This is a genomic window from Rhodococcus sp. MSC1_016, from assembly GCF_023667485.2.
Taxonomy (GTDB): domain Bacteria; phylum Actinomycetota; class Actinomycetes; order Mycobacteriales; family Mycobacteriaceae; genus Rhodococcus_F; species Rhodococcus_F oxybenzonivorans.
Map to the genome: position 1 here is coordinate 4,766,465 of NZ_JAMOZI020000001.1, position 25,461 is coordinate 4,791,925.

Sequence of the window (25,461 nt, forward strand, 5' to 3'; positions counted from 1 at the left end):
GGAGTACCCTCCCCAAGCATGGCAGTGGTGAAGATCAATGCAATCGAAGTTCCCGAGGGTGCGGGCCCCGAACTGGAGAAGCGCTTCGCAGGACGCGCGCATGCCGTCGAGAATTCCCCGGGCTTTCTCGGGTTCCAGCTTCTGCGCCCGGTCAAGGGCGAGAACCGCTACTTCGTCGTCACCCAGTGGGAGAGCGAAGAGGCGTTCGAGGCGTGGCGCGACGGCCCTGCACGGGAAGCGCACGCTGGTGAGCGGCAGAAGCCGGTGGCGTCCGGCGCGTCTCTGCTCGAGTTCGAAGTGGTTCTCGACGTCTCGGCCGCGGCCGACCGCTGAGGACCTGCTCGACACAAACCTCGAGGCGAACATTGACACGGCGGCCCGCCGGGTGCGAAAGTTCGCAAGACAAAGCGATGGTTCGGCAGGAATCCGGTGCAAAACCGGAGCGGTCGCGCCACTGTAAATCGGAGTAGTCCCTCAGCTAGGCCACGGCAAGATGCGGGAACCACCTCGACAGCCAGATACTGCGGCCATCGCACGAACCTAGGGGACGCGACATCCCAGGAGGAACCATGGCACTCGTCTACGCACCCGGCGCATCGGTCGATTCGACCCGGCTCGCCGTCATTTCGTTCGCGATCGTACTTTTCGCGATGCTTGCTCTCTACCTCGTGGGATTCGACCAGGGCGCGATTTCGCGCAGTGGCATGTACATGCACGAACTGATGCATGACGGGCGCCACCTGCTGGGCCTTCCGTGCCACTGAGCGAGTCGTCCGCGAACATGCCACTGAGCGGGTCATCCGCGAACATGACACTGAGCGAGTCCTTCGGGAAGTTACTGATTCGCGGTCTGCTTGCAGGCTTGATTGCCGGAATCCTCGCCGGCGGCGTGGCATTCGTCCTCGGCGAATCGCACATCGACGCCGCCATCGCGATCGAGGAAGCGGGTAGCGCCGACCACTCGCACGGCGGGGCGGAGTCGAGTGCACCGGCAGGCCACTCGCACGACGAGGAAGAAGCCCTGGTCAGTCGCAACGGACAGCGGTTCGGTCTGTTCCTCGCGACGTCACTCGCCGGACTGGCGCTCGGGGCGATATTTGCCGTCGTCGCGCACTACGCGCGCAGGGTGACCACTCTTTCGGGTCCGGTGCTCGGTATGGTGCTCGCGTCACTCGGATGGCTGGCGATCGAAGCCGTTCCGTTCTTCAAGTACCCGGCCAATCCGCCGGCCGTCGGCGATCCCGAGACCGTCACCAGTCGCACCTGGCTGTGGCTCGCCGTGGTGGTACTGGGACTGTTCGCCGTGGTCGCCTCGGTATTCGCCGCGAAGGCGGTAGCTGCTCAGGAATTCCTGTCGACGCGCATCGCGGCCCCGGTGGCCGCTTTCCTGGTCGTGGTCACGGTCGGATATTTGATTCTGCCTACCGTCGACGAGGTGGGCGACGACTTCCCTGCCGGCCTGCTGTGGGATTTCCGCCTCGCATCCCTCGCCACCCAGGCCACCCTGTGGCTCGCTTTGGGTCTCGTGTTCGCCTTCCTCACCGAGCGTGCCAGCCGGGCGCAGGCGCCCGCGTCGGCGAACGCCGGCTGACCCGCCTCTCAGGGCGTCAACGGAATTTGTTCCATCGGGCCGGGTCCGCCTCCAGGGCGGCCCGGTCCCAGCCACCCAGTTCGGCAGCCGCGTCGTAGGTGCTGTGCAGGAACGTCAGCAGTGCCAGATCTGGATCGTCTGCAGTTCGCACGGCCTCATACGGCAGCAAGAACTGCCGGAACTCTCCGCTGTAGAGGGCTCCGTCGGGCCCGACCGGGTAGTCGGCAAAGCCATCCGGCTCCGGGTAGGCGTACGCATAGAACGCGCCTTCGGCGCCACCACCGGGCCAGAAACCGCAGCTGCTCAGCTCGTGCGAGTAGCCCTCGACCATCACCCAGTCTCCGCAGTTCGGCGCTCCCCCAGGGTGAGTCGGCGCGGTTTTCCCGGAGAACCGGGTACAGGCCAGGTCGAGCGCACCCCAAAAAAAGTGCACGGGACTGACCTTCCCGATGAAATGCGAACGGAATTCGTGCAGCACCCGATCCGCCTGCACGAGCTGACGCCAGAACCGGTACACCGACTCACTGTCGTACGAGCAGTGCTGGGTGTCCTCCGCGAACGGAACGGCTGGGTTCACCTCGTTGGGCCGGGCCCGAATGGTCGTCGCCACACCCAGTTCGGCCAGCGTGTCCATCGTCTCTGTGTAGAAATCGGCCACCGACTTCGGTTCGAGGGCAACCGTCCCGCTGCCGCCCGTACTCGTGCGGATCACCAGTCGATGGTCGGCGAAGTCGAATTCGATATCGAAACATTCGGTGCCGTACGGGACTGTCGACGTCGTGAGACCGCGGGGGCTCACGTACAGCGGGACCTGCCACCAGTGATTGATCAACGGTGCGTGGGCCAAGCGGATCTTCCCGACTATCTGCGTCCACATGTGCAGGGTGTCCCGTGTCGAGGTCCAGTCGTCCACTTTCAACGCGGGCCATGTGTCTCTGGATCGTGTCTGCTCGCGCACAGTGCCTCCCAGCCGATGACGTGCATTTCAATGTGCTCTTCGGCCATGGCGATGGCAAGCGCGTCGCACCGACGCCCGGGTAGGGGTGGACCCCACTGGCGCGGACACTGGCCTCGTCAGTCCACCGGCGTTGCGCTCGCCTGTGTCAGCAGCTGAAGGAACACGTCCTTCGGTTGAGCACCCGACACCGCAATTCGGCGGTCTGCGACGAAGAACGGCACCGCCGATACCTGCAACTGTCGTGCAGTGTCGAGGTCGGCGCGTACGGCATCCGAACCGACGTCGGAGTCCAGCTGCTTCCGCACGACTTCAGGGTCGAGACCGGTACTCGATGCGATGTCGACGAGAACGGCCCGATCGTCGATCACCGCGCCCTCACGGAAGTGCGCGCGGAACAGCGCCTCCACCACCGCGTCGCGCGAGTCGCCCGCGAGGTGAATCAGGCGGTGCGCGTCGAACGTGTTTGCGGCGATCACGGTGTCGAAGTCGAGCCTGAGCTCTTCCTCTGCGGCAGTACGCGACACATGTTCGAACATCTGACGCACCTGTTCTGCGGGCAGACCTTTGCTCTGCACGAGGGCGTCGAGCTCGCTGCGACGTTCCCCTGCCGGTGTTTCCGGCGACAGCTGATACGCCCGCCACGTCACCCGCACCCGCTCACTCCCCTCGAAGTCCGAGAGGGCATCGAGGAAGCGGTGCCTGCCGATGTAACACCACGGGCACGCCACGTCCGACCAGATTTCGATCTCGATGGTACGAGCGGAGTCGTCGAGTTGTGTCGTCACAGTTCAGAAAACAGTGCGAAGCCGCTTTCTGTTCCGTGACGTCGACCTCAGAAGTTGGGTTTGTCTTGGTCCGCCGCGCCGCATTTGCGCACCCGGGATTCGGCCCGCCGGGACAGTAGTCGGTCTTCGGTACCGGGAGTAACGTCGAAACGGTCGTGCCGCTGATCGAGGGGCGCTCGCCGCAATGCCCGGAAGATCGGCAGTGGACGTAGTTCTCGAACCCGCACTCATCCAGGGGAAATCATGGTGTACGTCGCTTCGCCGGGCAGGACTGTCGAAACTCTCGGAGTCGTGTCGATAACCGTCGGAGTCGTCCTTCTTTCCCTCCTCATGCTCTACCTGGTCGGGTTCGACCAGGGCGTGATCTCTCGAAGTGGCATGTACCTGCACGAACTGATGCACGACGGACGCCACCTACTGGGACTTCCCTGCCACTAGTTCCATCCAGGACCGGAGCCGGAGATGAACCCTAGAGCGGAATTCGAAGCACAGGCCAATCGCGTCGCCGAATTCACCCCAGTCCACCACGCCGAAATGGATTCGCCCTATTACCTTTCCAACGCTGCCTTCGACGCGTTGCGGCATGTCCTACACGATGTCGGCGGCCAGCCCGCTCTTCCCGTTCCGTACGAGGAGAAGGTGGAAGAAGACTGGGAGATGCGCACTTACGTCACTTGTGAATGCCTCGGATGGCGGGGTGTGTGGAATTCGGAAGAGCGCCGTCGTGCCGAGAACGATCTGGGTGCAACACTCTATTTCGGTCTGCCGTACTACGCCCGGTGGATCACGGTGGCGGCCAAGACACTGATCAACAAAGGCCTCATCACCCCTGACGAACTTTCCGCGAAGATCGACGAGGTTCGCCGGCGGTCGAGTGACCAACGAGCAGGTGGGAGTCCGTCATGAGTAAGTTCCGGATCGGCGATCGGGTCACCGTCCGGGACGCGACGTCGATGTTCCACACCAGAACTCAAGCGTTCATCCGCGGGCACACCGGCGTGATCGTCGAATATCGCCCGGAATGGGTGATACCCGAAGACGAGGCGTGGGGAAGGGTGGACGACGGACGAACGGAACCGTTCTATGTAGTGCGGTTCAAGCAGACCGACCTGTGGCCTCGCTACACCGGCTTCGACGTCGACACTTTGGAAACCGAATGCTCCGAGCGCTGGCTCGAGCTTGCAGGGGAGGCTGAGACATGACGCATTCGCACGACGACCACACCCCGATCCAAGCGTCGGAAGAGATCAGCGAATTCGAGATCCTCGAAACGGCGATCCGCGAACTGTCCATCGAGCACGGCCTGTTCTCCCACGAGGACCATCGCAGATTCTCGGAGTGGGCCGAATCCGTCGGGCCCTCCGGAGGGTCGAAGCTCGTCGCCAAAGCATGGGTCGACCCCGAATTCAAGAAGCGGCTGTTGGCCGACGGAACCGAGACGTGCAAGGAAGTCGGGATCGACTGGCGCGATCCCACCGGGTCCGGGACACCGAGCGACTACACCTACTTCTACGTGCTGGAAAACACGCCGAAGGTGCACAACGTCATCGTCTGCACGCTGTGTTCCTGCTACCCGCGGCCAGTCCTGGGCATGTCACCCGATTGGTACCGCACGCCCAACTACCGGCGCCGGATGGTCCGCTGGCCCCGGGAAGTCATAGCAGAGTTCGGCTTGCACTTTCCGCCCGATGTAGAAGTGCGCGTCCACGACTCGAATCAGAAATCCCGGTTCATGGTGATGCCGATGCGGCCGTCCGGAACCGAGGATTGGAGTGAAGAGCAACTCGCATCGATCGTTACCCGCGACACCATGATCGGTGTCGCAGTACCTCAGGTGGACTGGACGGCGACCACGCCACCCTCGGTCGGAGGACCACAGTGATGACCGACAAAGGTTACGAGATACTCCTGAACACGTTGACACCGTCCGCGACCCGTGACGATGCCACGCTTCCCGACCTCGACCGTAAACCCGACCCCTGGGAATCGAGAATGCAGGCCACGGCTGAATGCCTGTCCTGGCGTGGCGCCTTCGACAACCTCGAGAGGCGCCACACCGAGGACGAGCTGGGCGAGACCGTCTACCGCGACTTCCCGGTCCGCAGCCGCTCCGTCATCGCGACTGCCCATGCGCTGATGGACAGGGGCGTGATCAGTCAAGAGGAGCTGCAGGCCAAGATGGAAGAGATCCGCACCCGATTCAACCGGCAGTGACGCGGCTCAGGACTCGAGGGCCGCGTCGAGCGTGATCTCGACACCGGTCAACGCCTTGCTGACAGGACACGACTCCTTGGCCGCCTGTGCGGCTTTGGCGAACCCGTCGGCGTCCAGGCCCTCCACTTCACCTCGCACGGTGAGAAGGATGCCGGTCAGCTTGAAACCCGGAGTGTCCGGGCCCAGGGACACATCGGCTTTCACCTCGAGACTCTGCGGAGTTCCGCCTGCCTCCGCGATCAGCGCGGACAACTGCATCGCGAAGCAGGACGAGTGCGCTGCGGCGATCAACTCTTCGGGGCTGGTGGTTCCGTCCGCGTTGTCGGCCGCTCGCTTGGGGAACGACACGTCGAACGTGGCAACTCCCGAGCTGGTGAGTTCGACTTGCCCCCCTCCCTGTTCGAGCGTTCCGTTCCAGGCGGTGCGTGCGGTACGTGTCGGCATGCCGATCCTCTCGTGTGACGTCAGTTCTCCTCGAACCTACTCGTACCGTGCGAGCATGCGCATCGCTCTGGACCGCAGTTCTGTCCGCAAATCCGGAGGTTCCAGGACCTCGACATCGTCCCCCATCGCCCAGAGCACACCGTGGGCATGGGCGCGGTCGCCGAACACCACCTCGACGCGAACCCGACTACGGTCGAACACGGACTGGGAGCGCACACCGAACACCCGTTCCGCGAGATCGTCCCGGCGGGCCACACGCACGAGTACGTCCGCGACAACCGGTTCCGTTCTCGCCCGGAACGCTGCGCGGCGACGCTGCCAGATGGCGGCGAGGTCGATGTCGGCCGGCCGGTGCGCAGGTTCCTCCAGTTCCACTGCCTCCTCGATGCGCTCGAGTCGGTACATCCTCTCCCTGCCGGCATCCATGGCGACGAGGTACCACCGTCCGGACGCATAAATGAGTCCCAGCGGGTCGACAATTCGCCGGACCGCCGCCGCGCCTCTCGACGCGTACAGAATGCTCAGGCGACGTCCGACGAACACGGCCTGCTGGATCAGGCCGAGATGTTCCACGGCTTGGTCCGGGTCCGACAGCCAGGTTCCCTGAGTGACGAAAATCCGTTCGGCGACCTTGGTTGCCGCTGCGCGGTGTGCGTCGGGCATCGCCGCCACCACCTTGCGCATCGCCGACGCAAAGGCCGGAGCCATGCCCAGTGACTGCGAGGTGGCGGCGGAACCGGCCGCCAGCAGAGCTTTCGCCTCGTCGACGGTCAGCCCGGTGAGGTCCGTCGTGAATCCGGGGAGCAGTTCGAAGCCGCCGTCCCGGCCACGCTCGGCATACACCGGTATCCCCGCCGTCGACAGAGCGTCGATGTCACGCAGCACGGTACGCGGTGATACCTCGAGCTCGCGGGCGAGCGCCGACGCGGACATCCGACCACGGTTTCGGAGCAACAGCACCAGCGACAGCAGACGGTCGGCACGCATGGGAAAAGTCTCGCAGAAATACATGACAGGAGATGTCGTGTTTCGCGGCGATAGTTGCCGCATGACGACACAGACCACCGATCCCCGTCCCCTCTACCGCGAGGCACTCGCCTGGACTGCCGGCCTCATCGACCAGGTCCGCGAAGACCAGCTGGCGGCGTCCACCCCGTGCGCCGACTTCGACGTCCGCACCCTTCTCGGCCATCTGGTGGCCACCGTGGAACGTGCCCGGGTCATCGGCGAAGGCGGGGATCCGAGCACGATCCCCCTCGTCGTCACCGACTTCTCCGACGGGGACTACGCAGCCGCCTATCGGTCCGCGATCGAACGGATGTGGCCGGCCTGGGGCGACGACCGGTTGGACGCCGACGTTCGAGCGCCGTGGGGGACGGTGCCCGGCCGTGCGGCCGTGTGGGGATACATCAACGAGACACTGGTGCACGGCTGGGACGTCGCTGTCGCCACCGGTCAGCACTCCGAAACTGGGCCCGCGCTCGCCGAAGCGGCGCTCGCCGTCGCCCGCCAGGCGATTCCGGCCGAAGTCCGCGGTGGACATGTTCCATTTGCCGAAGTGGTCGATCCCCAGCCTGCCGCGGGCCCGACCGAGCGCCTGGCCAACTGGTCCGGACGCAAGAGCTTCTGACCTCGCATACGACGAACGGGCCGCCGGTGGAAATCCACCGGCGGCCCGTTCGTGTGATAGTTACCTACTCCGAGTCGGACGCGCCCGACTTGGCCAGGTCGATCGGAACCTCATCGGGCACCGTGACCGGCTTGGTCTCGCCGCGGAACGTGAACTTCGCGTCCTCGCCCGCACCCTCGCCGTCCCAGTTCTCGACGTCGACGTACACGATCTGACCGGGGCCGACCTCGCCGAAGAGGATCTTCTCCGACAGCTGGTCCTCGATCTCGCGCTGGATGGTGCGGCGCAGCGGCCGTGCACCCAGGACCGGATCGAAGCCACGCTTGGCCAGAAGCGACTTGGCCTTGTCGGTGACCGCCATGGTCATATCCTTGTTCTTCAGCGCCACCTCGACGCGTGCCACCATCAGGTCCACCATCTTGACGATCTGCTCGGTGGTGAGCTGATGGAAGACGACGATGTCGTCGATGCGGTTGAGGAACTCGGGCCGGAAGTGCTTCTTCAGCTCGTCGTTGACCTTGAGCTTCATCCGCTCGTAGTTCGACTCGTCGCCCTTGCCCGATGTGAATCCGAGGCCCACAGCCTTGGAGATGTCCGAGGTTCCGAGGTTCGAGGTGAAGATGAGCACCGTGTTCTTGAAGTCCACGGTCCGGCCCTGGCCGTCGGTGAGACGGCCGTCTTCGAGCACCTGCAGGAGGGTGTTGTAGATCTCCTGGTGTGCCTTCTCGATCTCGTCGAACAGCACCACGCTGAACGGCTTGCGGCGCACCTTCTCGGTGAGCTGGCCGCCCTCTTCGTAGCCGACGTAGCCGGGAGGGGCACCGAACAGCCGCGACGCGGTGAAGCGGTCGTGGAACTCACCCATGTCGATCTGGATGAGAGCGTCGTCCTCGCCGAACAGGAAGTTGGCGAGAGACTTGGCCAGCTCGGTCTTACCGACACCGGACGGGCCCGCGAAGATGAACGAACCGGACGGACGCTTCGGATCCTTCAGGCCGGCGCGGGTACGACGGATGGCCTTGGCGACAGCCTTGACCGCGTCTTCCTGACCGATGATCCGCTTGTGCAGCTCCTCCTCCATGCGGAGCAGACGCGTGGTCTCCTCCTCGGTGAGCTTGAACACGGGGATGCCGGTCCAGTTGCCCAGAACCTCGGCGATCTGCTCGTCGTCGACCTCGGCGATGACGTCCAGGTCACCGGAACGCCACTGCTTCTCCCGCTCCGCGCGCTGCGCGACGAGGGTCTTCTCCTTGTCCCGCAGGTTCGCGGCCTTCTCGAAGTCCTGCGCGTCGATCGCAGATTCCTTCTCCCGGCGGGCATCGGCGATCTTGTCGTCGAATTCGCGCAGGTCCGGCGGTGCGGTCATCCGGCGGATACGCATCCGCGCTCCGGCCTCGTCGATGAGGTCGATCGCCTTGTCGGGGAGGAAGCGGTCGTTGATGTAGCGGTCGGCCAGCGTGGCGGCAGCAACGAGTGCACCGTCCGTGATGGACACGCGGTGATGCGCCTCGTAGCGGTCGCGAAGACCCTTCAGGATCTCGATGGTGTGTTCCACCGTCGGCTCGCCGACCTGCACCGGCTGGAACCGGCGCTCGAGTGCGGCGTCCTTCTCGATGTACTTGCGGTACTCGTCGAGGGTGGTGGCACCGATGGTCTGCAGCTCACCGCGAGCGAGCTTGGGCTTGAGGATCGAGGCCGCGTCGATGGCGCCCTCGGCCGCGCCGGCACCCACGAGGGTGTGCAGCTCGTCGATGAAAAGGATGATGTCGCCGCGGGTGTTGATCTCCTTGAGGACCTTCTTCAGGCGCTCCTCGAAGTCACCGCGGTAGCGGCTGCCGGCCACGAGCGACCCGAGGTCGAGCGTGTACAGCTGCTTGTCCTTGAGCGTCTCGGGGACCTCACCGTTGACGATGGCCTGGGCCAGACCCTCGACGACGGCGGTCTTACCGACACCGGGCTCGCCGATCAGCACGGGGTTGTTCTTGGTACGGCGCGACAGCACCTGCATGACACGCTCGATTTCCTTCGAGCGGCCGATGACGGGGTCGAGCTTGCCTTCGAGGGCTGCCTGGGTGAGGTTACGACCGAACTGGTCGAGCACCAGCGACGTCGACGGGGTGCCCGCCTCGCCGCGAGTGCCGCCCGCTTCGGCCGGCTCCTTGCCCTGGTAACCGGACAGCAGCTGGATGACCTGCTGGCGCACGCGGTTGAGATCGGCACCAAGCTTGACCAGCACCTGCGCCGCGACACCTTCACCCTCGCGGATGAGGCCGAGCAGGATGTGCTCCGTACCGATGTAGTTGTGTCCGAGCTGCAGCGCCTCGCGCAGGCTGAGCTCCAGGACCTTTTTGGCACGCGGGGTGAAGGGGATGTGGCCGGACGGGGCCTGCTGGCCCTGGCCGATGATCTCCTCGACCTGGCTGCGCACTCCTTCGAGGGAGATGCCCAACGACTCCAGCGACTTGGCAGCGACACCTTCGCCCTCGTGAATGAGGCCGAGCAGGATGTGCTCCGTACCGATGTAGTTGTGGTTGAGCATCCTGGCTTCTTCTTGAGCCAGGACAACAACGCGCCGTGCGCGATCGGTGAACCTCTCGAACATCGCTCTCCCTCACACTTTCCGACGAGCAGTCACGAGACCGGGTGTCTCGTCCCTGTTCGCCGCGTTTCGCTCCGGCACAACAAGCAGATCGCCGCCGCCTGCTCGAACGCCTCAGCCCTGAACTGGCGCCTCAGCCTCGAACCGACGAAGGTTCCACGACCCCATCTCATACTCTAGTTGGCTGCCGATCGACCTGCTGCCCCTCCACCCCTTTAGGTGAGCGGGCGAGCCTGCTTATCGTATTCAACGCCCCAGCTCCGGCAATCGTTTCGCTTCCCTGTACGCCGGGAGCGAACAAGGACCGCACGTCCGCTGAGGCCACCGTTTCGTAGCCGCCGGGGTTGGGCTCGAACAGATACTTCTGTCCAGTTGTTCGTCGCAAGGACGTTGCCGGATGGGTCGACGACAGCTGCCAAGCTTCGACAGTCCGGCGAAGTCCGCAACCCGCATGCAGTCGTTTCCGTCGCAGCGTTGCCGCACGAACAGAAAGCCCGCCAGTCCGGCCTGTCCCGACAGGGTATGTCGATGACCTGTGTGTTCGCCACCCACTCCCTGCCGACGCAGTCCCCCCGACACGACTGAGGCCAGAGCAGATCCTGCGGCGCCTCGAGGAAGCATCCGAAAGCTCGCCGGAAACCGGCGGTGACGATGGGGCGGGAAAGTCGGGTCCGGGCCACGGCCGGAGGGTCGGCGAGCACACGACGGTCCAGATCGGTGTGGGCGAGAGCCTCTATGTTGTCGCTTCGCGCAGCACACCGGACAGGGAAGATTCCGCTACTGGAAGTGGCTGTTACGCCGAGGTCGGTCCCCTGTCGGCCTACAGCCCGAACGCCAGGAACAGAATTGCCGAATCCGCACGCAACGAGGCGTGGCCGGTCCCGCATTAACCGATTATCCGATCAGTCGTGGACCGTAACAGGCGAGAAGGCTCCCGGGGACCGATTCAGCGAATTCTGTTCCCAGCCGACATTCAGTTCGCTTTGTTGTACGCGTCGATAATTTCGGCGGAGATCCGTCCGCGTGCAGAAACCTTTTTGTTGTTCTTACGCGCCCATTCACGAATCGCCGCGCTCTGTTCCCGGTCGACAGAAACGCGGGACTTGGTCGCGGCCGGGGCTGCCGCCACGGTCTTGCCACGCTTGCGCGAACTGACCTTTCGGGCATGCGAAACCCACACGTCGAGCTGCTCGCGCAATTTAGCCGCATTCTCCGAGGAAAGGTCGATCTCGTACTGGACACCGTCGAGTCCGAACTCGACGGTCTCATCAGCAGATGCCTCTTGATCGACGTCGTCGATCAGGGTGACGGTAACCTTCTTGGCCATGGGATGAATTTCCTCTCGAATGAAGCGAACGTGTCATCGTCAACGCGAGCTACTACCCGGAGGTAACCATACCCTTGATTCGTCGTCTCGGAATACGGAGAATGGACTTATTTTATTCGCACGATTTCGCCGAGGTGAATCAGCGGGACGAGGGGCGAACAATGGGAAAGAGGATTGTTTCCCGGATTCCCAATCCCGTCAATGCCATGAGCAGTCGATCGATTCCCATTCCGGTACCGGTGGTGGGAGGCATTCCCTGCTCCATCGCGGCGAGGAATTCCTCGTCGAGGACCATCGCCTCGTCGTCACCGGCCGAGGCCAGCCGGGCCTGATCGACGAAACGCTCACGCTGAATCACCGGATCGACCAATTCCGAATAGCCGGTGGCCAACTCGAAGCCGCGCACGTACAGGTCCCACTTCTCCGTGATTCCCGGTTCGGTCCGGTGGTCCCGCGTGAGCGGAGACGTCTCGACCGGGAAGTTGCGAACGAACGTGGGCTCGTACAACTGGTCACCGCACTGGTGCTCCCACAGTTCTTCCACAAGCTTTCCGTGCCCGTACCCCTTGTCCTTGGGTACCTCGAGGCCTACCTTCTGAGCGAGCGCAAGCAATTCGTCGACGGTGGTCGCGGGGGTCACCTCGACACCGATCGCCTGTGACAGCGACGGATACATCTCGAGGGTCTTCCATTCACCACCGAAGTCGTATTCGGTGCCGTCCGCAAGTGTCACCACGGTCGACCCGAAAGCCGCCTCGGCGACTTCCTGAACCAGTTCACGGATCATGACGGCGGAATCGTCGTACGTGCCGTAGGCCTCGTAGGTCTCGAGCATCGCGAATTCCGGCGAATGGGTGGAATCGACGCCTTCGTTACGGAAATTGCGATTGATTTCGAAAACCTTCTCGATACCGCCGACGACGCACCGCTTCAGGAACAGTTCCGGCGCAATACGCAGATAGAGGTCGATGTCGAGGGCATTGGAATGAGTGACGAAGGGCCGGGCCGCGGCGCCACCGTGGAGCGTCTGCAACATCGGTGTCTCGACCTCGAGGAATCCGCGGCGCTCGAGACCATTGCGCAGTTCTCGCACTACGGCCACCCGCTTGCGCGCATTCTCGCGCGCCTCTGCTCGCACGATCAGGTCGGCGTAACGCTGCCGGACGCGCGATTCCTCACTCATCTCCTTGTGCGCCACCGGCAACGGACGAAGCGACTTCGCGGCGATCTGCCACGAATCGGCCATCACGCTCAACTCGCCGCGACGGGAGCTGATCACCTCACCGTGGACGAACACGAAATCACCGAGATCGACATCGGCCTTCCAGGACGCGAGCGCCTCCTCCCCGACAGAGGCGAGGCTGATCATCGCCTGCAGCTGGGTGCCGTCGCCTTCCTGCAGCGTCGCGAAGCACAACTTGCCCGTGTTGCGGACGAAGATGACACGACCCGCGACACCGACCACGTCACCTGTCGTGGTGTCGGGTGCCAGCTCCGGGTACTTCGCGCGGATCTCCGACAGCGTGTGGGTGCGCGCAACCGACACCGGGTACGCCTCGCGCCCCTCCGCGAGGATCCGCGCACGCTTCTCCTGACGGATCCGGAGCTGCTCGGGGGTGTCGTCGACTGGCTGGTCTGCTGCTTCACTCACGGGTCACCAGCCTAATCGACCGCCCGCGGCGCCCCTATTCAGGAGTCTCCGGGCGTCGGCCGGCTTCGGGTCAATGGGCCGAAACGGTGGCCAGCTCGCGCGTGCAGTGCTGCGAGCCGATGAGCGCTCCCAGAAGTCCCGCCGCCTTGATCGCCTTGTACCCGCCGACGAGGTCGGTCGCCTTGTGCAGGCCCAGTTGTTGCAATGACGCGGCAGCGAGACTCGACGTGTAGCCCTCGGAGCAGACGATGATCCACTCCACATCGTGGTTGACCGCCAATGCCAGGTGCGCCGAGCTGGTGGGGTCGAGGCGCCACTCGAGCACGTTCCGTTCGATGGCCAGAGCGCCGGGCAGTGTGCCTTCGACGGCCCGCTGCGCCTGTGGTCGGATGTCCACGACGATCGCACCGCGCGCCACCGCCTCGGGCAGCTCGAACGCGTACATCCGATCGATCTGTGTGCGAGCCTCTTCGAGCATCTGATCGATGGTCATTTCGAACCGCCCTCGGGGAGATCGGTGAGTTCACTGCGGGTGCGGCGGAGGGTGCCGTGCTCGGTGACCTCGTAGTAGGACATGGCCGTGAGCGGCGGCGAGTAGGCGTGCACGCTGAGAGTCGGCGTCGAAACACTCGCTCCAGGCACGTCCTGGGCTCGCACGACGTCGTGAACCCATCCGAGCGGGAACGAAGCCTGATCGCCTGCTTCCAACGTCCGGTGACGCAGGCGGTCACCCGCCCAGCGGAACTCGGAGAGAGCCCCACTGAGAACGGTGAGCGCCCCGAAAGAGCCTGCGTGGTCGTGCAATTCGGTGTTTCGATCCGGAACCCAGCTGATCAGCCAGACATCGACGTCGTCGTCGCTGTACAGCCGCGAGGACCAGCGTTCATCGGTCGGCCATCGATGTGGGAGGAGGTCGTCGTGCCGGCCGTCGAGGACCTCGGCAGCACCTTGATCGGTGATGCGCAGCAGATCGGCCGGACGAAGACGGGTGGGTACAGCTGCAGAAGAATACGTTGCGAGCACGAGAGAGACTCCAGAAGTGTGAATTGGTCAAGGCAGCGTTCAGCCTCGACAACACTCCTGAGCACTCGTGCAGCGATTCACGCCGACCATTGTGGCACATCTTCCGGGCGGACGGAACCCGTCAGTCGAGCGGACTTCGACGGGACGTCCCACGGCGGGCCTGATTCCGCTCGTACACCAGCCGCAGGCCTTCGAGAGTGAGGTCCGGTTCGTGCTCGTCGATGGTCTCCGTCTCGGGCATGATCAGCGGCGCGCGATCACCGGTCGCGATCACCACCACATCGGAGCCTGCGAAAGCCGGCAGCTCTCTGCGGACCCGACGTACCAAACCGTCGACGAGACCCGCGAAACCGAACACCGCACCCGACTGCATGCATTCGACGGTGTTCTTGCCGACCACCGAGCGGGGGCGGAGCAGCTCCACCTTGCGCAACGCCGCCGACTGCGACGCCAGAGCGTCCGACGAAATCTCGAGCCCGGGGGCGATAGCCCCACCGAGGAACTCCCCCTTGCCCGACACGACGTCGACACAGGTGGACGTGCCGAAATCCACGACGATGCACGGCGCACCGTACAGGTGGTGCGCCGCAAGACTGTTGACGATCCGGTCGGCACCGACTTCCTTCGGGTTGTCCACCAGCAGCGGGACACCGGTTCGGACTCCCGGTTCCACCAGCACGTGCGGAACGTGACCCCAGTACCGCGTCAACATGACCCGAATCTCGCGCAACACGGACGGGACCGTCGACAACGCGGCCACACCGGTGATCTGGTCGACGTGCACGCCGAGCAGTCCGCGGAAGATCAGCGCCAGCTCGTCTGCCGTCATCCGCTGGTCGGTACGCATCCGCCAGTCCTGCACCAGCTTCGAGTGTTCGCCGGATCCGGTGAACAGCCCGAGAACGATGTTCGTGTTCCGGACGTCGACGGTGAGAAGCACCGGTTACACCAGGCTGGATTCACGCTCGGCGTCGAGCGACCCGAGCATGCGGGGCGTGATGAGGCCGGAGCCTTCCGGTGCGTGCGCCGGGTCGGTGCCGAGCTCGATGGGCTTGTTGACCGCATCGACGAAGACGACATGCGGCTGGTAGTCCCGCACCTCCTCCTCGTTCATGACTCCGTACGCAATGAGGATGACGAGGTCGCCAGGCTTGACCAGATGCGCTGCAGCGCCATTGATTCCGATCACACCACTACCGCGTGCGCCGGCAATGACGTAGGTCTCGAGCCGCGCACCGTTGTCGATGTCGACGATGCACACCTGCTCCCCTTCGAGAAGGTCGGCGGCGTCCATCAGATCCTGGTCCACCGTGACCGAACCGACGTAGTGGAGATCGGCGTGCGTCACGGTGGCGCGGTGGATCTTCGACTTCATCATGGTGCGAAACATGTTCTGGTCCTTACTCTTCCACAGACGGAAGTTTCGACGCTTCTCTATCGGGAGGTGAGCTCTTCGGAGACTGCCGTGCCGGACGGCGGTTCGGTTGCACGTTCGAGGAATCCGGTGCCGACCGCGACCCCGACGTTGTCGATCAGCCGGGTGGACCCCACTCGGGCTGCGACGAGCAGGCGACCGTCCCCCCGTTCGGGGGCGGGACCGAGATCGACGCCCCGCACTTCGAGGTAGTCGACATCTACTTCCGGCGCCGACGCCAGCACCTCACGGGCGGTGGCGACAATCGCTTCGGCTCCGCCGGCGGCGGCATGGGCGCCGGCGATGAGGGCCGCGGACAACGTTGTCGCCGCAGCCCGCTGTTTCTCGTCGAGGTAACGGTTACGTGAGGACAACGCCAAACCGTCGTGCTCGCGGACCGTCGGCACGCCCAGAATCCTGACGTCGAAGTCGAGGTCGGTGACCATCTGCCGGATCAGCGTGAGCTGCTGGTAGTCCTTCTCACCGAAGTACGCAACATGCGGCGCGGCAATCTGGAGCAGCTTGGCCACAACGGTCAGCATGCCCGCGAAATGCGTCGGCCTGGCCGCTCCTTCGAGTTCGGCACCGAGCGGGCCCGGGTGGATCATGGTCCGCTGTCCTGCCGGGTACATCGCGGCGGCAGTGGGCACGAATGCCAATTCGACCCCGGCCTCCCGCAGCAACTCGAGGTCGGCATCGAGCGTGCGCGGATAAGAGTCGAGATCTTCCCCGGCGCCGAACTGCAGTGGGTTGACGAAGATCGACACGATCACCACCGCGCCCGTCAACTTCGCCTGACGCACCAACTCGAGGTGTCCGGCATGGAGGGCTCCCATGGTCGGCACCAGTGCGATCTGCCGGCCGACGCCCCGAAGCGCCTTCGACACCCTGGTCAGGACCTTGGGGTCGTGGTGCACGGTGAGTTCCCCGCGCTTGTATCCGCCTTGCAGTTCACTCACGGAACTCACCTCCGCTCTTCCAGGATGTCGAGTAGTTCAGGTGTAGCGCCTGCCCGCTGGGCCGACCGAAGCGACAACGCCCGGTAACCCGCAGCGATCCGAGGATCGACCTCTTCGAGTACCCGCAGGTGCGTGGCCACAGCTTCCGAATCGCCCCGTGCCACCGGCCCGGTGAGCGCGGCCGGGCCGCGGCGGAGCGCGTTGTCCAGGGCAGCGGAGAGCAGGGGTTGGAGAACTCGTTCCGCGACGCCGTTCGGCTCGTTGCCGATCAGCTCTTGCCCCAGGAGCTCCTGGCCTTCGAGCGCGACACGCAGGGCGGCCACAGCGTCGACGACCAGCGTGACCAGGTGGTTACTGCCGTGCGCGAGAGCCGCGTGGTAGAGCGGTCGCATGTCCTCGCGCACCCGCACCGGCTCGCCGCCGATCTCGAGCACCAGCGACTGCGCGATGGCATAACCGATGTCGTCGGCCGCGGTGATCCCGAAACATGCCGACGCGAGGCGCACGGTGTCCTCGTCGTGACCGGTGAAAGTCATAGCCGGATGAATCGCGAGAGGAACCACGCCCTGCCGGGCAAGGGGATCAAGGATGCCGATGCCGTTGGCCCCCGAGGTGTGGGCGACGATCGTGCGATTCGGCACCGCATCGGTGGAGGCCAGCCCCGCTACCAGCGAGGCGAGCTCCGCGTCGGGAACAGCCAGAATCAGCAGCTCGGAGCGGGCAGCGACATCGGCAACCGGAAGAATTTCGGTGTCGGGCAGACGGGTGCGCGCTCGATGACGGGACACGTCGGACACCGCCGAACAGGCAACGACGACGTGACCTGCCCGCTCGAGCGCCGCCCCGATAGCTGTACCGACCCGGCCGGCGGAGACGATTCCTACCGACAATCGCGCAGGCGCAGGGCCATTAGTGATCCCGAAAGAGGTCACCTTCGTCCTCTCGTTCGTTCCAGTCCCGCTCGGCGGGTACCAGACGTTCTCGAGTGAGAATAGCCCGCTTCCAGTTCACCCCGCCATGCGCCGGCGAAGTGATCTGTGCCTCATTACTCGGCTTCGCGGCGCCGTCGACGCCCGGTGCCCTGCGCCGTGCCCGCCGTCGAGTGCATGTTGGCCATGATCTCGGCCACGGACAAACCACTCGCGTGTGCGCCGGAAGGTTCGTCGTCCTCGGACGCCTGTCGACGAGCGCGCCGCGACCCCGGCACCGGCTCGTCCTCCGCCTGAGCTCCTACCTCCGGTTGAGGTGCCGCCTCCGGCTCTTTCTCGGGTTCGGTCTCCGCCTGCGCTTCTACCTCCGGCTGGGCTTCCGCCTCCGGCTCTTGCTCCGGCTGGGCTTCCGACTCGGGCTGGGCCTCGGGTGCCGCCTCCGGCTCCGGCTCGACCTCGATTTCCGCCTCTGCGTAGCCCCGGTTATCGGGGTCGACGATGGAGGTCTCGGCGGTGACCGGCTCGTCGTCGGGATTCGCAAAGTTGTGTTGCCCGCCGCTCTGCTGCCCCTGGTGACCGGAGTATCCCGCCCCGGGGATATAGAGCCCGGACGGCGCCGGCTGGTAGCTGCTGTACGAACCGCCCGCGAGTTCCTGAACCCGCGTCGAGTCGGCACGCAGCGCGATCCTTTCGGTCGGCATGGCGCCGTCGAACAGTGCTTCGAGGCTCTTCCGCAGCGAAGACAGCTCGGCCCGTAGAGCCGCAAGTTCCTCGGCGTCGGCGCGCACCTCGCTGCGTACCCGCTTCTCGACGGTCAGCTCGTATTCACGCCTTGCGGAGATCTCCCGTTCGAGCTGGAGCTCGTACACGGTTTGCAGATCGTTGACCTTCGCCTTGTCGAGAGCGGACTCGCGCCGATACTTCGTCATCGCGATAGCGCCGAGAGTGGCCGCCCAGAGTGCCACCACCACGCCAACTCTCAGCAGTGGCACGCTCTCACTGAAGATCAGGAAAAGGGACGCGACCACGGCCAGCGCGAGCAACGCCGCAACGATCATCTGGCTCGCGCTGCGCTGGTTGCGGCGCGCAGACTTGAGGCGACCAGGATTCGTCATGCTTGCCAGGGTACTTGGCCGTCAGCGGTGCACTGCGCATTCGCAGGACACGTCCGGCGATCCCCCACGTGCTAGTGCGCCGGCTCGTCGGACGGGTCGTCCGGGGTGCGGCAACAGTGCTCCAACCACAGGGCAGCGCCGACGAGCGCGAGCGCGGCCACCAACCCGACCCAGGCTCCCGGCGTGTCCGACACTGCGGCCCGCAACACCGAACGCTGCGGGAGAAGGTAGAGCAGGAAGCCGCCCCACACTCCCGCGGTCGCGGCACCGACCAGCGCGGAGGCCTTCGCCAAGGCGGCAACCCGGGCCGCGGTGATCGGATGCAGCTGACGCGGACCGTCACCGACCTGATGATTGCTGACCCTGGACCGGACCATGAACGCGAGGATCACCTCGATCACCGCCACCGGATACAACGACGCCCCCGCGTACACGGGAATGGGCGGAAAGGAGCCGTAGAAGACCCGGACCAGAATCCAGGTGGCCGCCACGGCCAGGGCCGCCAGGAACAACAGGTCCCAGATCCGGGTGGGCTTCATCGTGCCGGTCGGTTCCGGTTTCATCGCGACCGCCGGTTCAGGGCGAACTCCGTGCGACGCACACCCTCGCGTTCACCGTCGTCGAGCGATGCCAGGAGTTCGTCGACCCGGTGCGACTCCCCTCCGACGGGCAGGACTGCATCGGGATCCGCGTCGAGCCACGGGATGAGGACGAAGGCGCGTTCGTGCGCCCTCGGATGCGGCAGGGTCAGGTGGGGATCGTCGCTACGGACGCCGTCGCACACGATGACGTCGACATCCAGCGTCCGCGGGCCCCATCGCTGCGTCCGCACGCGGTCCGCGGCCGCCTCGATCTGCTGTCCCCGTCGCAACCATCCGGCGGCGTTGAGGGCCGGATCATCTACCACCAGCACCGCATTGAGAAAGTCCTGCTGCTCGACCCCACCCCACGGCTCGGTCGAATACACCGGCGAGACCGCCACCACACTGCTTCCCAGCGCATCCAGAACGGATTGCAGGTGGGCGACGCTGTCGCCGACGTTCGACCCGATGGACAGCACGGCGCGGCTCATGGCCGTGACCTGTGCGCAACGACCGCCACGTCCGCGAAGGTCAGCGGAATCGGCGCGGACGGCTTGTGCAGCACCACCTCGGTCCGTTGCACGCGAGGATCCGTCATGACACCGTCGGCGATCTCTGCGGCCACGGTCTCGATCAGGTCCCGGGACGGCCCGGCGACGATCGCCGCGGCCCGCTCCGCCAGTCCGCCGTAGTCCAGAGTGTCCTCGAGAGCGTCCGACGCTGCCGCCGGCGCGAGATCGATCCACACGGTGATGTCGACGTAGAAGTCCTGGCCGTCCCGCTTCTCGTGATCGAAGACTCCGTGATTACCGCGAACCTTCAAACCGCGCAATTCGATTCGGTCACTCACCGACGCCACCTCGTGCCCACGCCTCGGCCACCGCGATGGCGTCGAGCGAACCCTGGGCATCATGCACACGCACGCCCCACGCTCCGTACGTGGCGGCGAGTGCCGAGACGACCGCGGTCGCGACCTCGCGTCCCGCCGGTGGCCGACTCGTGCCGTCGGGTTCCGCCAGCAGCGAACCCAGGAATCTCTTGCGCGAGGCACCGATGAGGACGGGGAATCCCAGGTCGGTGAACTCCGGCAATGCCTTGAGAAGCGCCCAATTGTGGGCGGCATTCTTCGCGAAGCCGAGTCCCGGGTCCAGCACCAGCGAACTCGCCGAGACACCGGCTTCGACAGCCAGGTCCACCTGCGTCATCAGTTCGTCTCGAACCTCACGCACCACGTCTTCGTAATGGTCCGCGTTGCCTCGGTGAACGTAGTCACCGGCCGATCGCCAGTGCATCAAGATCCACGGAACACCGGCGTCTGCCACGACGGATGCCATCTTCGCGTCAGCGCGCCCTCCGGCGACGTCGTTGACGATGGAGGCGCCCGCCTCGATTGCCGCTTCGGCGACGGAGGCCCGCATCGTGTCGACACTGACGCAGATGCCCTCGGCCACCAGATCTGCGATGACCGGAGCCACCCGCCCCGCCTCTATCTCGGGGTCGACCCGCGCCGACCCCGGACGAGTCGATTCACCGCCCACATCGACGATGTCCACCCCGAGACGCTTCAGTTCGAGTCCGCGAGCCAGGGCCGCGTCTCGATCCAGAAACCGACCCCCGTCCGAAAACGAATCGGTGGTGACGTTGAGGACACCCATCACCACGGTCCGGCCGGGCGAGGGCAGCTCGATTGCGGTCACTTGCGCAGAATAAGGTCCAGAGCCTCGGAACGTGAGGCCGCGCTGGACTGGAGAAGTCCCCGCACCGCCGAGGTGGTGGTGCTCGCTCCCGGCTTGCGGATGCCCCGCATCGCCATACACAGATGCTCGGCCTCGATGACGACGATCGCTCCGCGCGGATCGAGCTTGCGCATCACTGCATCGGCGATCTGACTGGTCAGACGCTCCTGGACCTGCGGACGCTTGGCATACAGGTCGACCACGCGAGCCAGTTTCGACAGACCCGTCACCTTGCCGGTCGTCCCGGGGATGTAACCGACATGGGCGACCCCGTGGAAGGAGACGAGATGATGCTCACACGTCGAGTACAGCGGAATGTCCCGAACGAGCACCAGTTCCTGGTGGCCCTCGTCGAATGTGGTGTTCAAGACACTGTCGGGGTCGGTGTAGAGGCCTGCGAAGACCTCGCGATACGACCGGGCAACCCGGGCAGGAGTGTCCATGAGACCGGGCCGGTCGGGATCTTCGCCGATCGCGATCAGCAGTTCGCGCACAGCAGCTTCAGCCCGCGGCTGATCGAACACCCGTCCCGTTTCGAGTGCCACGGGTTCACTATCGAGATGATCTACCGACAACCGAAACTCCTCCACTATCGGGAACATGTGTCCCGAAACATCAGCCTAGTTCGGGCAGATCAGTTCGATCCGTCCGGTCCTCGCCAGGGCCGCGTCTGCGGATCCTCGTCCCCGCTGGGACGCTGCTCGTGCGGAGGGTTCCACTCGTTGCCCGGATTCGGGGTGCCGGAGTACCGGCCTTCCTGGCCCTGCCCACCCGAATCACGCGGCGGCCATCCCGGAGCCGACCATCCCGCGGGTGCGCCGTAGTCCGGTCGCGGCTGTGCGATCCCGCCCTGCGGTCGCGAGGGGCCCGGCTGCGGGTATCCGTTTGCCGGCGCCACCGGCTGCGGGTACTGCTGCTGCGGCTGGGCCTGCTGCGACGACTGCTGATGAGCGAACACCGGCTCGGGCTGGTGCTGGGGCAACGGCTCGCCGCGCTCGACCGCAAGCTCCCTCGGGGTCTTGACGGGCGGCTTGTCGGAGGGAGTCCGGTGGCCGAAGTCGTTGAATGCCGTGATGCGCGGACGCTTCTCCACGCTGTGGAAGATCTTCTCGAGGTCCTTGCGGGTGAGAGTCTCACGCTCGAGAAGCTCGGTTGCCAGGATGTCGAGGACGTCCCGGTACTCGTTGAGAATGGCCCACGCCTCGGTGTGCGCCGCCTCGATGAGGTTTCGTACCTCTTCGTCGATCTCCCGCGCGACCTCGTGCGAATAGTCGGACTGCTGACCCATCGACCGGCCGAGGAACGGGTCGCCGCCCTCCTGCCCGTAACGGACCGCACCCAGCTTGGCGCTCATGCCGTACTCGGTGACCATCGAGCGGGCGATCTTCGTCGCCATGTCGATGTCGGAAGACGCGCCGGTGGTCGGCTCGTGGAAGACCAATTCCTCGGCGGCACGGCCACCCATCGCCATCACGAGTCGGGCAATCATCTCGGACCGCGTCATCAGGCCCTTGTCGTCCTCGGGAACCGTCATCGCGTGACCACCGGTGCGGCCGCGAGCGAGGATGGTGACCTTGTAGACGGGTTCGATGTCGGGCATTGCCCACGCGGCCAGCGTGTGCCCACCCTCGTGGTACGCGGTGATCTTCTTCTCGTGCTCGCTGATGATGCGGCTCTTGCGGCGAGGACCGCCGACCACGCGATCGACCGACTCCTCGAGAGCGGCCTCGGTGATGACCGTCCCGTTCTCGCGGGCGGTGAGCAACGCGGCCTCGTTGATGACGTTGGCGAGGTCGGCACCCGACATTCCGACGGTGCGCTTGGCCAGACCTTCGAGGTCGGCATGCTGATCGATCGGCTTGCCCTGCGAATGAACCTTGAGAATCGCGCGGCGACCTGCGAGGTCGGGAGCACCGACCGGGATCTGGCGGTCGAAACGTCCCGGACGCAGCAGCGCAGGGTCGAGGATGTCGGGGCGGTTGGTGGCGGCGATGAGAATGACGCCGGTCCGATCGCCGAATCCGTCCATCTCCACCAGCAACTGGTTGAGGGTCTGCTCGCGTTCGTCGTGGCCACCGCCCAGACCCGCACCGCGCTGCCTGCCCACGGCGTCGATCTCGTCGACGAAGATGATGCACGGGCTGTTCTGCTTGGCCTGCTCGAACATGTCGCGGACACGGGAGGCGCCGACACCGACGAACATCTCGACGAAATCCGAGCCGGAGATCGTGAAGAACGGGACACCGGCCTCCCCTGCGACCGCGCGGGCGAGGAGGGTTTTACCCGTTCCGGGAGGCCCGTACAGCAGCACACCGCGCGGGATCTTCGCGCCCAGCGACTGGTAGCGCATCGGGTTCTGCAGGAAGTCCTTGATCTCGTACAGCTCTTCGACCGCTTCGTCTGCACCCGCGACGTCGGCGAAGGTCGTCTTCGGCATGTCTTTGTTCAGCTGCTTGGCCTTCGACTTGCCGAAGCCCATCACGCCGCCGCGGCCGCCGCCCTGCATTCGGCTCATCACGAAGAAGAAGATGCCCAGCAGAATCACCATCGGCAGCACGAACAGCAGGATCGACGTGAGCCAGCTCTCCTGCGTGACCGTGGTGTTGTAGCTCGCCAGGCCCTTGTCGGAGATCTCGGTGAAGATCTGCTCGGATGCCGCCTCGGGATACTTCGCGAGGATCTCGGTCTCACCGCCGGTGGCGTCGTTGCCGTCCTTGAGCCACAGGCGTAGCTGCTGCTCGCGGTCGTCGATCTGCGCCTTCTCGACGTTGTTCGCGTCGAGTTGCGCAATGGCCACGGACGTATCGACACCCTTGAATCCGCGCGTGTCGTTGCCGAAGTAGCTGAAGGCGTAGATCACCAGCAGGATGCCGGCAACTATCGCCAGGTTACGAAACACTGTCTTACGGTTCATACAGGTCGGCCGAAGTGGCCGGTCCTTTCGAGAGTGCGGGTCTACCGAGTGCGCCTTCCGGCTGCCAACCGGACAATCCAGGTTACCGCGACGGCACGCCGGCGACTCCAGGTAGCAGCCAACCGCCCGTGGGGACGGTATCTCTACGTCAACGCATGCGACCGCCCCCAGGTTCCCTCGGCCCCGTCGGCGCGCGGACCACTGCCGTCGCTCACCGCGCAGGCGCCACTCTCGGCCAGGCCGCGACACGTTCGATGTGGGCGGCGAGTGCCAGAATGCGTGCCTCGCCTCCCGGTGGCGCGGCGATCTGCACCGCGAGCGGGGTGCCCGACTGCGGATGCGTGCCCACCGGGACGCTTGCCGCCGGCCACCCGACGAGGTTCCAGAGCGCCGTGAACGGGGCGTACCGGACGTTGGCGACGATATTCGACGTCCAGGATCGCTCGCTCCAGGCCGCGGCGGCCAGCGGCGGCTGGGCGAGTGTGGGCGTGATCACGACGTCGTAATCGGCGAAGAAGGCGAACATCGTCTGCTCGAGCCGGACCACCTGCTGCGAACGGACCACTCGTCGGAGCCCTCGGCCGACGGCCACGTGTCGCCGGGTGCGACGCTGCAGTTGCCGGAAGTCGAGTTCCTCCGCGTCGGCTGCCGTTCCGGCAGTCCACCGGGCGAGGACGGGGAGAAGGTTCACCGGGTACGGCAGCTTCGCCGACTCCACGCGATGGCCGGAGCAAGCCAGTTCCGTGCCGGCCCGCTCGGTTGCCGCCCGCCAATGCGGATCCACGACGGACAAGTGGGTCGGCGATCCGGGCGCCACCGCGATCCGCAGGGGTGCAGGCTGGGCGAGTTGCGCTAGTTCAGGGCGATCCGCCAGTACGGACAGCATCAAGGCGGCATCAGCCACCGTCGTCGCCAGCGGGCCGTTCTCCGCCATGCCGAACCAGGACGTCGCACCGAGTTCCGAGGGCACCACCCCACGCCCCGGCTTGATACCGAACACGCCGCAATTCGCGGCCGGGATGCGTATGGAACCCAGACCGTCCGTCCCGTGGGCGATCGGGACCATTCCGGCAGCGACCGCCGCAGCCGACCCCCCGGACGAGCCACCGCACGTGCGCGAGAGGTTCCATGGATTGCGGGTGATGACGCCGGGAGCGTCGGTCGTGCCCCACACGGCAAGTTCGGGAAGGGCGGTCAGCCCGACGACGACGGCTCCCGCTGCCCGCAGCCTGGCCACGACGGAATGGTCGGAGGCCTTCGGCTCGGAGCTCGTCGCGTGCGATCCTTCTCTCATCGGCTGGCCGGCGACCGGAATGTCGTCCTTGATCGCGACAGGTACGCCCGCGAGCGGCAGCGAGGACAGATCGGCACGATGTGTGAGGGCGAGAGCGTCGGCGCGGGCCTGCTCGGCGAGGACGCTGACGAATGCGTGGATCTTCGGGTCTCGTTCCGCAATGACGGCCAAAGCCGACTCCACGGCCTCGACCGGACTCGACATGCCGGAGCGAACACGGTCGGCGATGCCGATGGCCGAGGAGAGCGGGTGATCGCCCATCATTCGAGTATAGGTTTCGGCGACTCCATCATTTCG

The 25,461-nt window shown here is 65.2% G+C and carries 30 protein-coding genes and 1 riboswitch; of the genes, 9 read left to right on the forward strand and 21 right to left on the reverse strand.

Annotated features, from left to right (window positions below):
* Positions 1-18: 18 nt before the first annotated feature.
* The 3 genes from mhuD to L1080_RS22110 all read left to right on the forward strand — a co-directional run bounded on the left by mhuD (position 19) and on the right by L1080_RS22110 (position 1,591).
* Complete coding sequence (gene mhuD / locus L1080_RS22100) at positions 19-333, forward strand: mycobilin-forming heme oxygenase MhuD (RefSeq protein ID WP_109326490.1); 315 nt, start codon at positions 19-21, stop codon at positions 331-333.
* Between the two features lie 61 nt (positions 334-394).
* Positions 395-546, forward strand: a riboswitch (cobalamin riboswitch).
* Positions 547-569: 23 nt separating this feature from the next.
* On the forward strand, positions 570-764 hold the full coding sequence (locus tag L1080_RS22105; protein WP_109326489.1) for a CbtB domain-containing protein: 195 nt from the start codon (positions 570-572) through the stop codon (positions 762-764).
* 44 nt (positions 765-808) lie between these two features.
* Positions 809-1,591: a CbtA family protein gene (locus L1080_RS22110; RefSeq protein WP_159919037.1), complete on the forward strand. Its 783-nt coding sequence runs from the start codon at positions 809-811 to the stop codon at positions 1,589-1,591.
* Between the two features lie 16 nt (positions 1,592-1,607).
* On the opposite strand, the gene L1080_RS22115 is transcribed toward L1080_RS22110, so the two are convergent.
* Complete coding sequence (locus L1080_RS22115) at positions 1,608-2,549, reverse strand: DUF5996 family protein (protein WP_250777151.1); 942 nt, start codon at positions 2,547-2,549, stop codon at positions 1,608-1,610.
* 116 nt (positions 2,550-2,665) lie between these two features.
* The gene (locus tag L1080_RS22120; RefSeq protein ID WP_159919035.1) at positions 2,666-3,334 is read right to left on the reverse strand and encodes a DsbA family oxidoreductase; all 669 of its coding nucleotides are present in this window, start codon (positions 3,332-3,334) and stop codon (positions 2,666-2,668) included.
* Between the two features lie 243 nt (positions 3,335-3,577).
* On the opposite strand from L1080_RS22120, the gene L1080_RS22125 reads away from it, so the two are divergent.
* The 5 genes from L1080_RS22125 to L1080_RS22145 are packed head-to-tail and all read left to right on the forward strand — an operon-like array spanning position 3,578 to position 5,548.
* Positions 3,578-3,772, forward strand: a complete 195-nt coding sequence (locus L1080_RS22125; RefSeq protein WP_159919034.1) for a CbtB domain-containing protein — start codon at positions 3,578-3,580, stop codon at positions 3,770-3,772.
* A gap of 24 nt (positions 3,773-3,796) precedes the next feature.
* Positions 3,797-4,240, forward strand: coding sequence for an SH3-like domain-containing protein (locus tag L1080_RS22130; RefSeq protein WP_109326484.1), 444 nt, complete (start codon positions 3,797-3,799; stop codon positions 4,238-4,240).
* Positions 4,237-4,536: an SH3-like domain-containing protein gene (locus tag L1080_RS22135; RefSeq protein WP_109326481.1), complete on the forward strand. Its 300-nt coding sequence runs from the start codon at positions 4,237-4,239 to the stop codon at positions 4,534-4,536. Before L1080_RS22130 ends, L1080_RS22135 begins: the two co-directional genes overlap by 4 nt.
* Positions 4,533-5,216, forward strand: a complete 684-nt coding sequence (gene scnC / locus L1080_RS22140; protein ID WP_109326480.1) for a thiocyanate hydrolase subunit gamma — start codon at positions 4,533-4,535, stop codon at positions 5,214-5,216. Before L1080_RS22135 ends, scnC begins: the two co-directional genes overlap by 4 nt.
* Positions 5,213-5,548 (forward strand): SH3-like domain-containing protein, encoded by a 336-nt coding sequence (locus tag L1080_RS22145; RefSeq protein ID WP_250777152.1) that lies wholly within the window; start codon positions 5,213-5,215, stop codon positions 5,546-5,548. Before scnC ends, L1080_RS22145 begins: the two co-directional genes overlap by 4 nt.
* A gap of 6 nt (positions 5,549-5,554) precedes the next feature.
* Here the strand turns inward: L1080_RS22145 and L1080_RS22150 are convergent, their stop codons facing one another.
* Positions 5,555-5,992 (reverse strand): OsmC family protein, encoded by a 438-nt coding sequence (locus L1080_RS22150; protein ID WP_109326478.1) that lies wholly within the window; start codon positions 5,990-5,992, stop codon positions 5,555-5,557.
* A gap of 36 nt (positions 5,993-6,028) precedes the next feature.
* Entirely contained in the window at positions 6,029-6,979 is a 951-nt protein-coding gene (locus L1080_RS22155) for a helix-turn-helix transcriptional regulator (RefSeq protein WP_250777153.1), read from the reverse strand.
* Between the two features lie 61 nt (positions 6,980-7,040).
* On the opposite strand from L1080_RS22155, the gene L1080_RS22160 reads away from it, so the two are divergent.
* Positions 7,041-7,622: a TIGR03086 family metal-binding protein gene (locus L1080_RS22160; protein ID WP_250777154.1), complete on the forward strand. Its 582-nt coding sequence runs from the start codon at positions 7,041-7,043 to the stop codon at positions 7,620-7,622.
* A gap of 64 nt (positions 7,623-7,686) precedes the next feature.
* On the opposite strand, the gene L1080_RS22165 is transcribed toward L1080_RS22160, so the two are convergent.
* The 17 genes from L1080_RS22165 to L1080_RS22245 all read right to left on the reverse strand — a co-directional run bounded on the left by L1080_RS22165 (position 7,687) and on the right by L1080_RS22245 (position 25,425).
* Positions 7,687-10,224: an ATP-dependent Clp protease ATP-binding subunit gene (locus L1080_RS22165; RefSeq protein ID WP_109326470.1), complete on the reverse strand. Its 2,538-nt coding sequence runs from the start codon at positions 10,222-10,224 to the stop codon at positions 7,687-7,689.
* Between the two features lie 970 nt (positions 10,225-11,194).
* A complete protein-coding gene (locus tag L1080_RS22170) occupies positions 11,195-11,548 on the reverse strand; it encodes a histone-like nucleoid-structuring protein Lsr2 (RefSeq protein ID WP_109326469.1) in 354 nt (117 codons plus the stop codon).
* 139 nt (positions 11,549-11,687) lie between these two features.
* Positions 11,688-13,199, reverse strand: coding sequence for a lysine--tRNA ligase (gene lysS / locus L1080_RS22175; RefSeq protein WP_159919028.1), 1,512 nt, complete (start codon positions 13,197-13,199; stop codon positions 11,688-11,690).
* Between the two features lie 70 nt (positions 13,200-13,269).
* Positions 13,270-13,692 (reverse strand): rhodanese-like domain-containing protein, encoded by a 423-nt coding sequence (locus L1080_RS22180; protein ID WP_159919027.1) that lies wholly within the window; start codon positions 13,690-13,692, stop codon positions 13,270-13,272.
* Positions 13,689-14,222 (reverse strand): cysteine dioxygenase, encoded by a 534-nt coding sequence (locus L1080_RS22185; protein ID WP_250777155.1) that lies wholly within the window; start codon positions 14,220-14,222, stop codon positions 13,689-13,691. Before L1080_RS22185 ends, L1080_RS22180 begins: the two co-directional genes overlap by 4 nt.
* Positions 14,223-14,343: 121 nt before the next feature.
* Positions 14,344-15,162 (reverse strand): type III pantothenate kinase, encoded by an 819-nt coding sequence (locus L1080_RS22190; RefSeq protein ID WP_250777156.1) that lies wholly within the window; start codon positions 15,160-15,162, stop codon positions 14,344-14,346.
* Between the two features lie 3 nt (positions 15,163-15,165).
* Positions 15,166-15,612, reverse strand: coding sequence for an aspartate 1-decarboxylase (gene panD / locus L1080_RS22195; protein ID WP_159919024.1), 447 nt, complete (start codon positions 15,610-15,612; stop codon positions 15,166-15,168).
* A 44-nt stretch (positions 15,613-15,656) separates the two neighbouring features.
* Positions 15,657-16,595, reverse strand: a complete 939-nt coding sequence (gene panC / locus L1080_RS22200; protein ID WP_250777157.1) for a pantoate--beta-alanine ligase — start codon at positions 16,593-16,595, stop codon at positions 15,657-15,659.
* Between the two features lie 5 nt (positions 16,596-16,600).
* Positions 16,601-17,527: a Rossmann-like and DUF2520 domain-containing protein gene (locus L1080_RS22205; protein WP_250777158.1), complete on the reverse strand. Its 927-nt coding sequence runs from the start codon at positions 17,525-17,527 to the stop codon at positions 16,601-16,603.
* 113 nt (positions 17,528-17,640) lie between these two features.
* The gene (locus L1080_RS22210) at positions 17,641-18,639 is read right to left on the reverse strand and encodes a DUF6779 domain-containing protein (protein WP_201453497.1); all 999 of its coding nucleotides are present in this window, start codon (positions 18,637-18,639) and stop codon (positions 17,641-17,643) included.
* Between the two features lie 71 nt (positions 18,640-18,710).
* On the reverse strand, positions 18,711-19,178 hold the full coding sequence (locus L1080_RS22215; RefSeq protein WP_201453587.1) for a DUF3180 domain-containing protein: 468 nt from the start codon (positions 19,176-19,178) through the stop codon (positions 18,711-18,713).
* A 20-nt stretch (positions 19,179-19,198) separates the two neighbouring features.
* Positions 19,199-19,711: a 2-amino-4-hydroxy-6-hydroxymethyldihydropteridine diphosphokinase gene (folK, locus tag L1080_RS22220; protein WP_250777159.1), complete on the reverse strand. Its 513-nt coding sequence runs from the start codon at positions 19,709-19,711 to the stop codon at positions 19,199-19,201.
* Positions 19,708-20,070, reverse strand: coding sequence for a dihydroneopterin aldolase (gene folB / locus L1080_RS22225; protein ID WP_159919020.1), 363 nt, complete (start codon positions 20,068-20,070; stop codon positions 19,708-19,710). Before folB ends, folK begins: the two co-directional genes overlap by 4 nt.
* Positions 20,063-20,917, reverse strand: a complete 855-nt coding sequence (gene folP / locus L1080_RS22230) for a dihydropteroate synthase (RefSeq protein ID WP_159919019.1) — start codon at positions 20,915-20,917, stop codon at positions 20,063-20,065. The genes folB and folP overlap by 8 nt, the downstream gene beginning before the upstream one ends.
* A complete protein-coding gene (folE, locus tag L1080_RS22235; protein WP_374436011.1) occupies positions 20,914-21,558 on the reverse strand; it encodes a GTP cyclohydrolase I FolE in 645 nt (214 codons plus the stop codon). The genes folP and folE overlap by 4 nt, the downstream gene beginning before the upstream one ends.
* Positions 21,559-21,590: 32 nt before the next feature.
* On the reverse strand, positions 21,591-23,870 hold the full coding sequence (ftsH, locus tag L1080_RS22240) for an ATP-dependent zinc metalloprotease FtsH (RefSeq protein WP_159919018.1): 2,280 nt from the start codon (positions 23,868-23,870) through the stop codon (positions 21,591-21,593).
* A 211-nt stretch (positions 23,871-24,081) separates the two neighbouring features.
* Positions 24,082-25,425: an amidase gene (locus L1080_RS22245; RefSeq protein WP_250777160.1), complete on the reverse strand. Its 1,344-nt coding sequence runs from the start codon at positions 25,423-25,425 to the stop codon at positions 24,082-24,084.
* Between the last annotated feature and the right edge of the window lie 36 nt (positions 25,426-25,461).

What these genes read in the sequence shown, in the direction of transcription:
- mhuD (WP_109326490.1), top strand. Translation starts at nt 19, where the DNA reads ATGGCAGTGGTGAAGATCAATGCAATCGAAGTTCCCGAGGGTGCGGGC.
- L1080_RS22105 (WP_109326489.1), top strand. Translation starts at nt 570, where the DNA reads ATGGCACTCGTCTACGCACCCGGCGCATCGGTCGATTCGACCCGGCTC.
- L1080_RS22110 (WP_159919037.1), top strand. Translation starts at nt 809, where the DNA reads ATGACACTGAGCGAGTCCTTCGGGAAGTTACTGATTCGCGGTCTGCTT.
- L1080_RS22125 (WP_159919034.1), top strand. Translation starts at nt 3,578, where the DNA reads ATGGTGTACGTCGCTTCGCCGGGCAGGACTGTCGAAACTCTCGGAGTC.
- L1080_RS22130 (WP_109326484.1), top strand. Translation starts at nt 3,797, where the DNA reads ATGAACCCTAGAGCGGAATTCGAAGCACAGGCCAATCGCGTCGCCGAA.
- L1080_RS22135 (WP_109326481.1), top strand. Translation starts at nt 4,237, where the DNA reads ATGAGTAAGTTCCGGATCGGCGATCGGGTCACCGTCCGGGACGCGACG.
- scnC (WP_109326480.1), top strand. Translation starts at nt 4,533, where the DNA reads ATGACGCATTCGCACGACGACCACACCCCGATCCAAGCGTCGGAAGAG.
- L1080_RS22150 (WP_109326478.1), bottom strand. Translation starts at nt 5,992, where the DNA reads ATGCCGACACGTACCGCACGCACCGCCTGGAACGGAACGCTCGAACAG.
- L1080_RS22155 (WP_250777153.1), bottom strand. Translation starts at nt 6,979, where the DNA reads ATGCGTGCCGACCGTCTGCTGTCGCTGGTGCTGTTGCTCCGAAACCGT.
- L1080_RS22160 (WP_250777154.1), top strand. Translation starts at nt 7,041, where the DNA reads ATGACGACACAGACCACCGATCCCCGTCCCCTCTACCGCGAGGCACTC.
- L1080_RS22165 (WP_109326470.1), bottom strand. Translation starts at nt 10,224, where the DNA reads ATGTTCGAGAGGTTCACCGATCGCGCACGGCGCGTTGTTGTCCTGGCT.
- L1080_RS22170 (WP_109326469.1), bottom strand. Translation starts at nt 11,548, where the DNA reads ATGGCCAAGAAGGTTACCGTCACCCTGATCGACGACGTCGATCAAGAG.
- L1080_RS22180 (WP_159919027.1), bottom strand. Translation starts at nt 13,692, where the DNA reads ATGACCATCGATCAGATGCTCGAAGAGGCTCGCACACAGATCGATCGG.
- panD (WP_159919024.1), bottom strand. Translation starts at nt 15,612, where the DNA reads ATGTTTCGCACCATGATGAAGTCGAAGATCCACCGCGCCACCGTGACG.
- L1080_RS22210 (WP_201453497.1), bottom strand. Translation starts at nt 18,639, where the DNA reads ATGACGAATCCTGGTCGCCTCAAGTCTGCGCGCCGCAACCAGCGCAGC.
- L1080_RS22215 (WP_201453587.1), bottom strand. Translation starts at nt 19,178, where the DNA reads ATGAAGCCCACCCGGATCTGGGACCTGTTGTTCCTGGCGGCCCTGGCC.
- folK (WP_250777159.1), bottom strand. Translation starts at nt 19,711, where the DNA reads ATGAGCCGCGCCGTGCTGTCCATCGGGTCGAACGTCGGCGACAGCGTC.
- folE (WP_374436011.1), bottom strand. Translation starts at nt 21,558, where the DNA reads ATGTTCCCGATAGTGGAGGAGTTTCGGTTGTCGGTAGATCATCTCGAT.
- ftsH (WP_159919018.1), bottom strand. Translation starts at nt 23,870, where the DNA reads ATGAACCGTAAGACAGTGTTTCGTAACCTGGCGATAGTTGCCGGCATC.
- L1080_RS22245 (WP_250777160.1), bottom strand. Translation starts at nt 25,425, where the DNA reads ATGGGCGATCACCCGCTCTCCTCGGCCATCGGCATCGCCGACCGTGTT.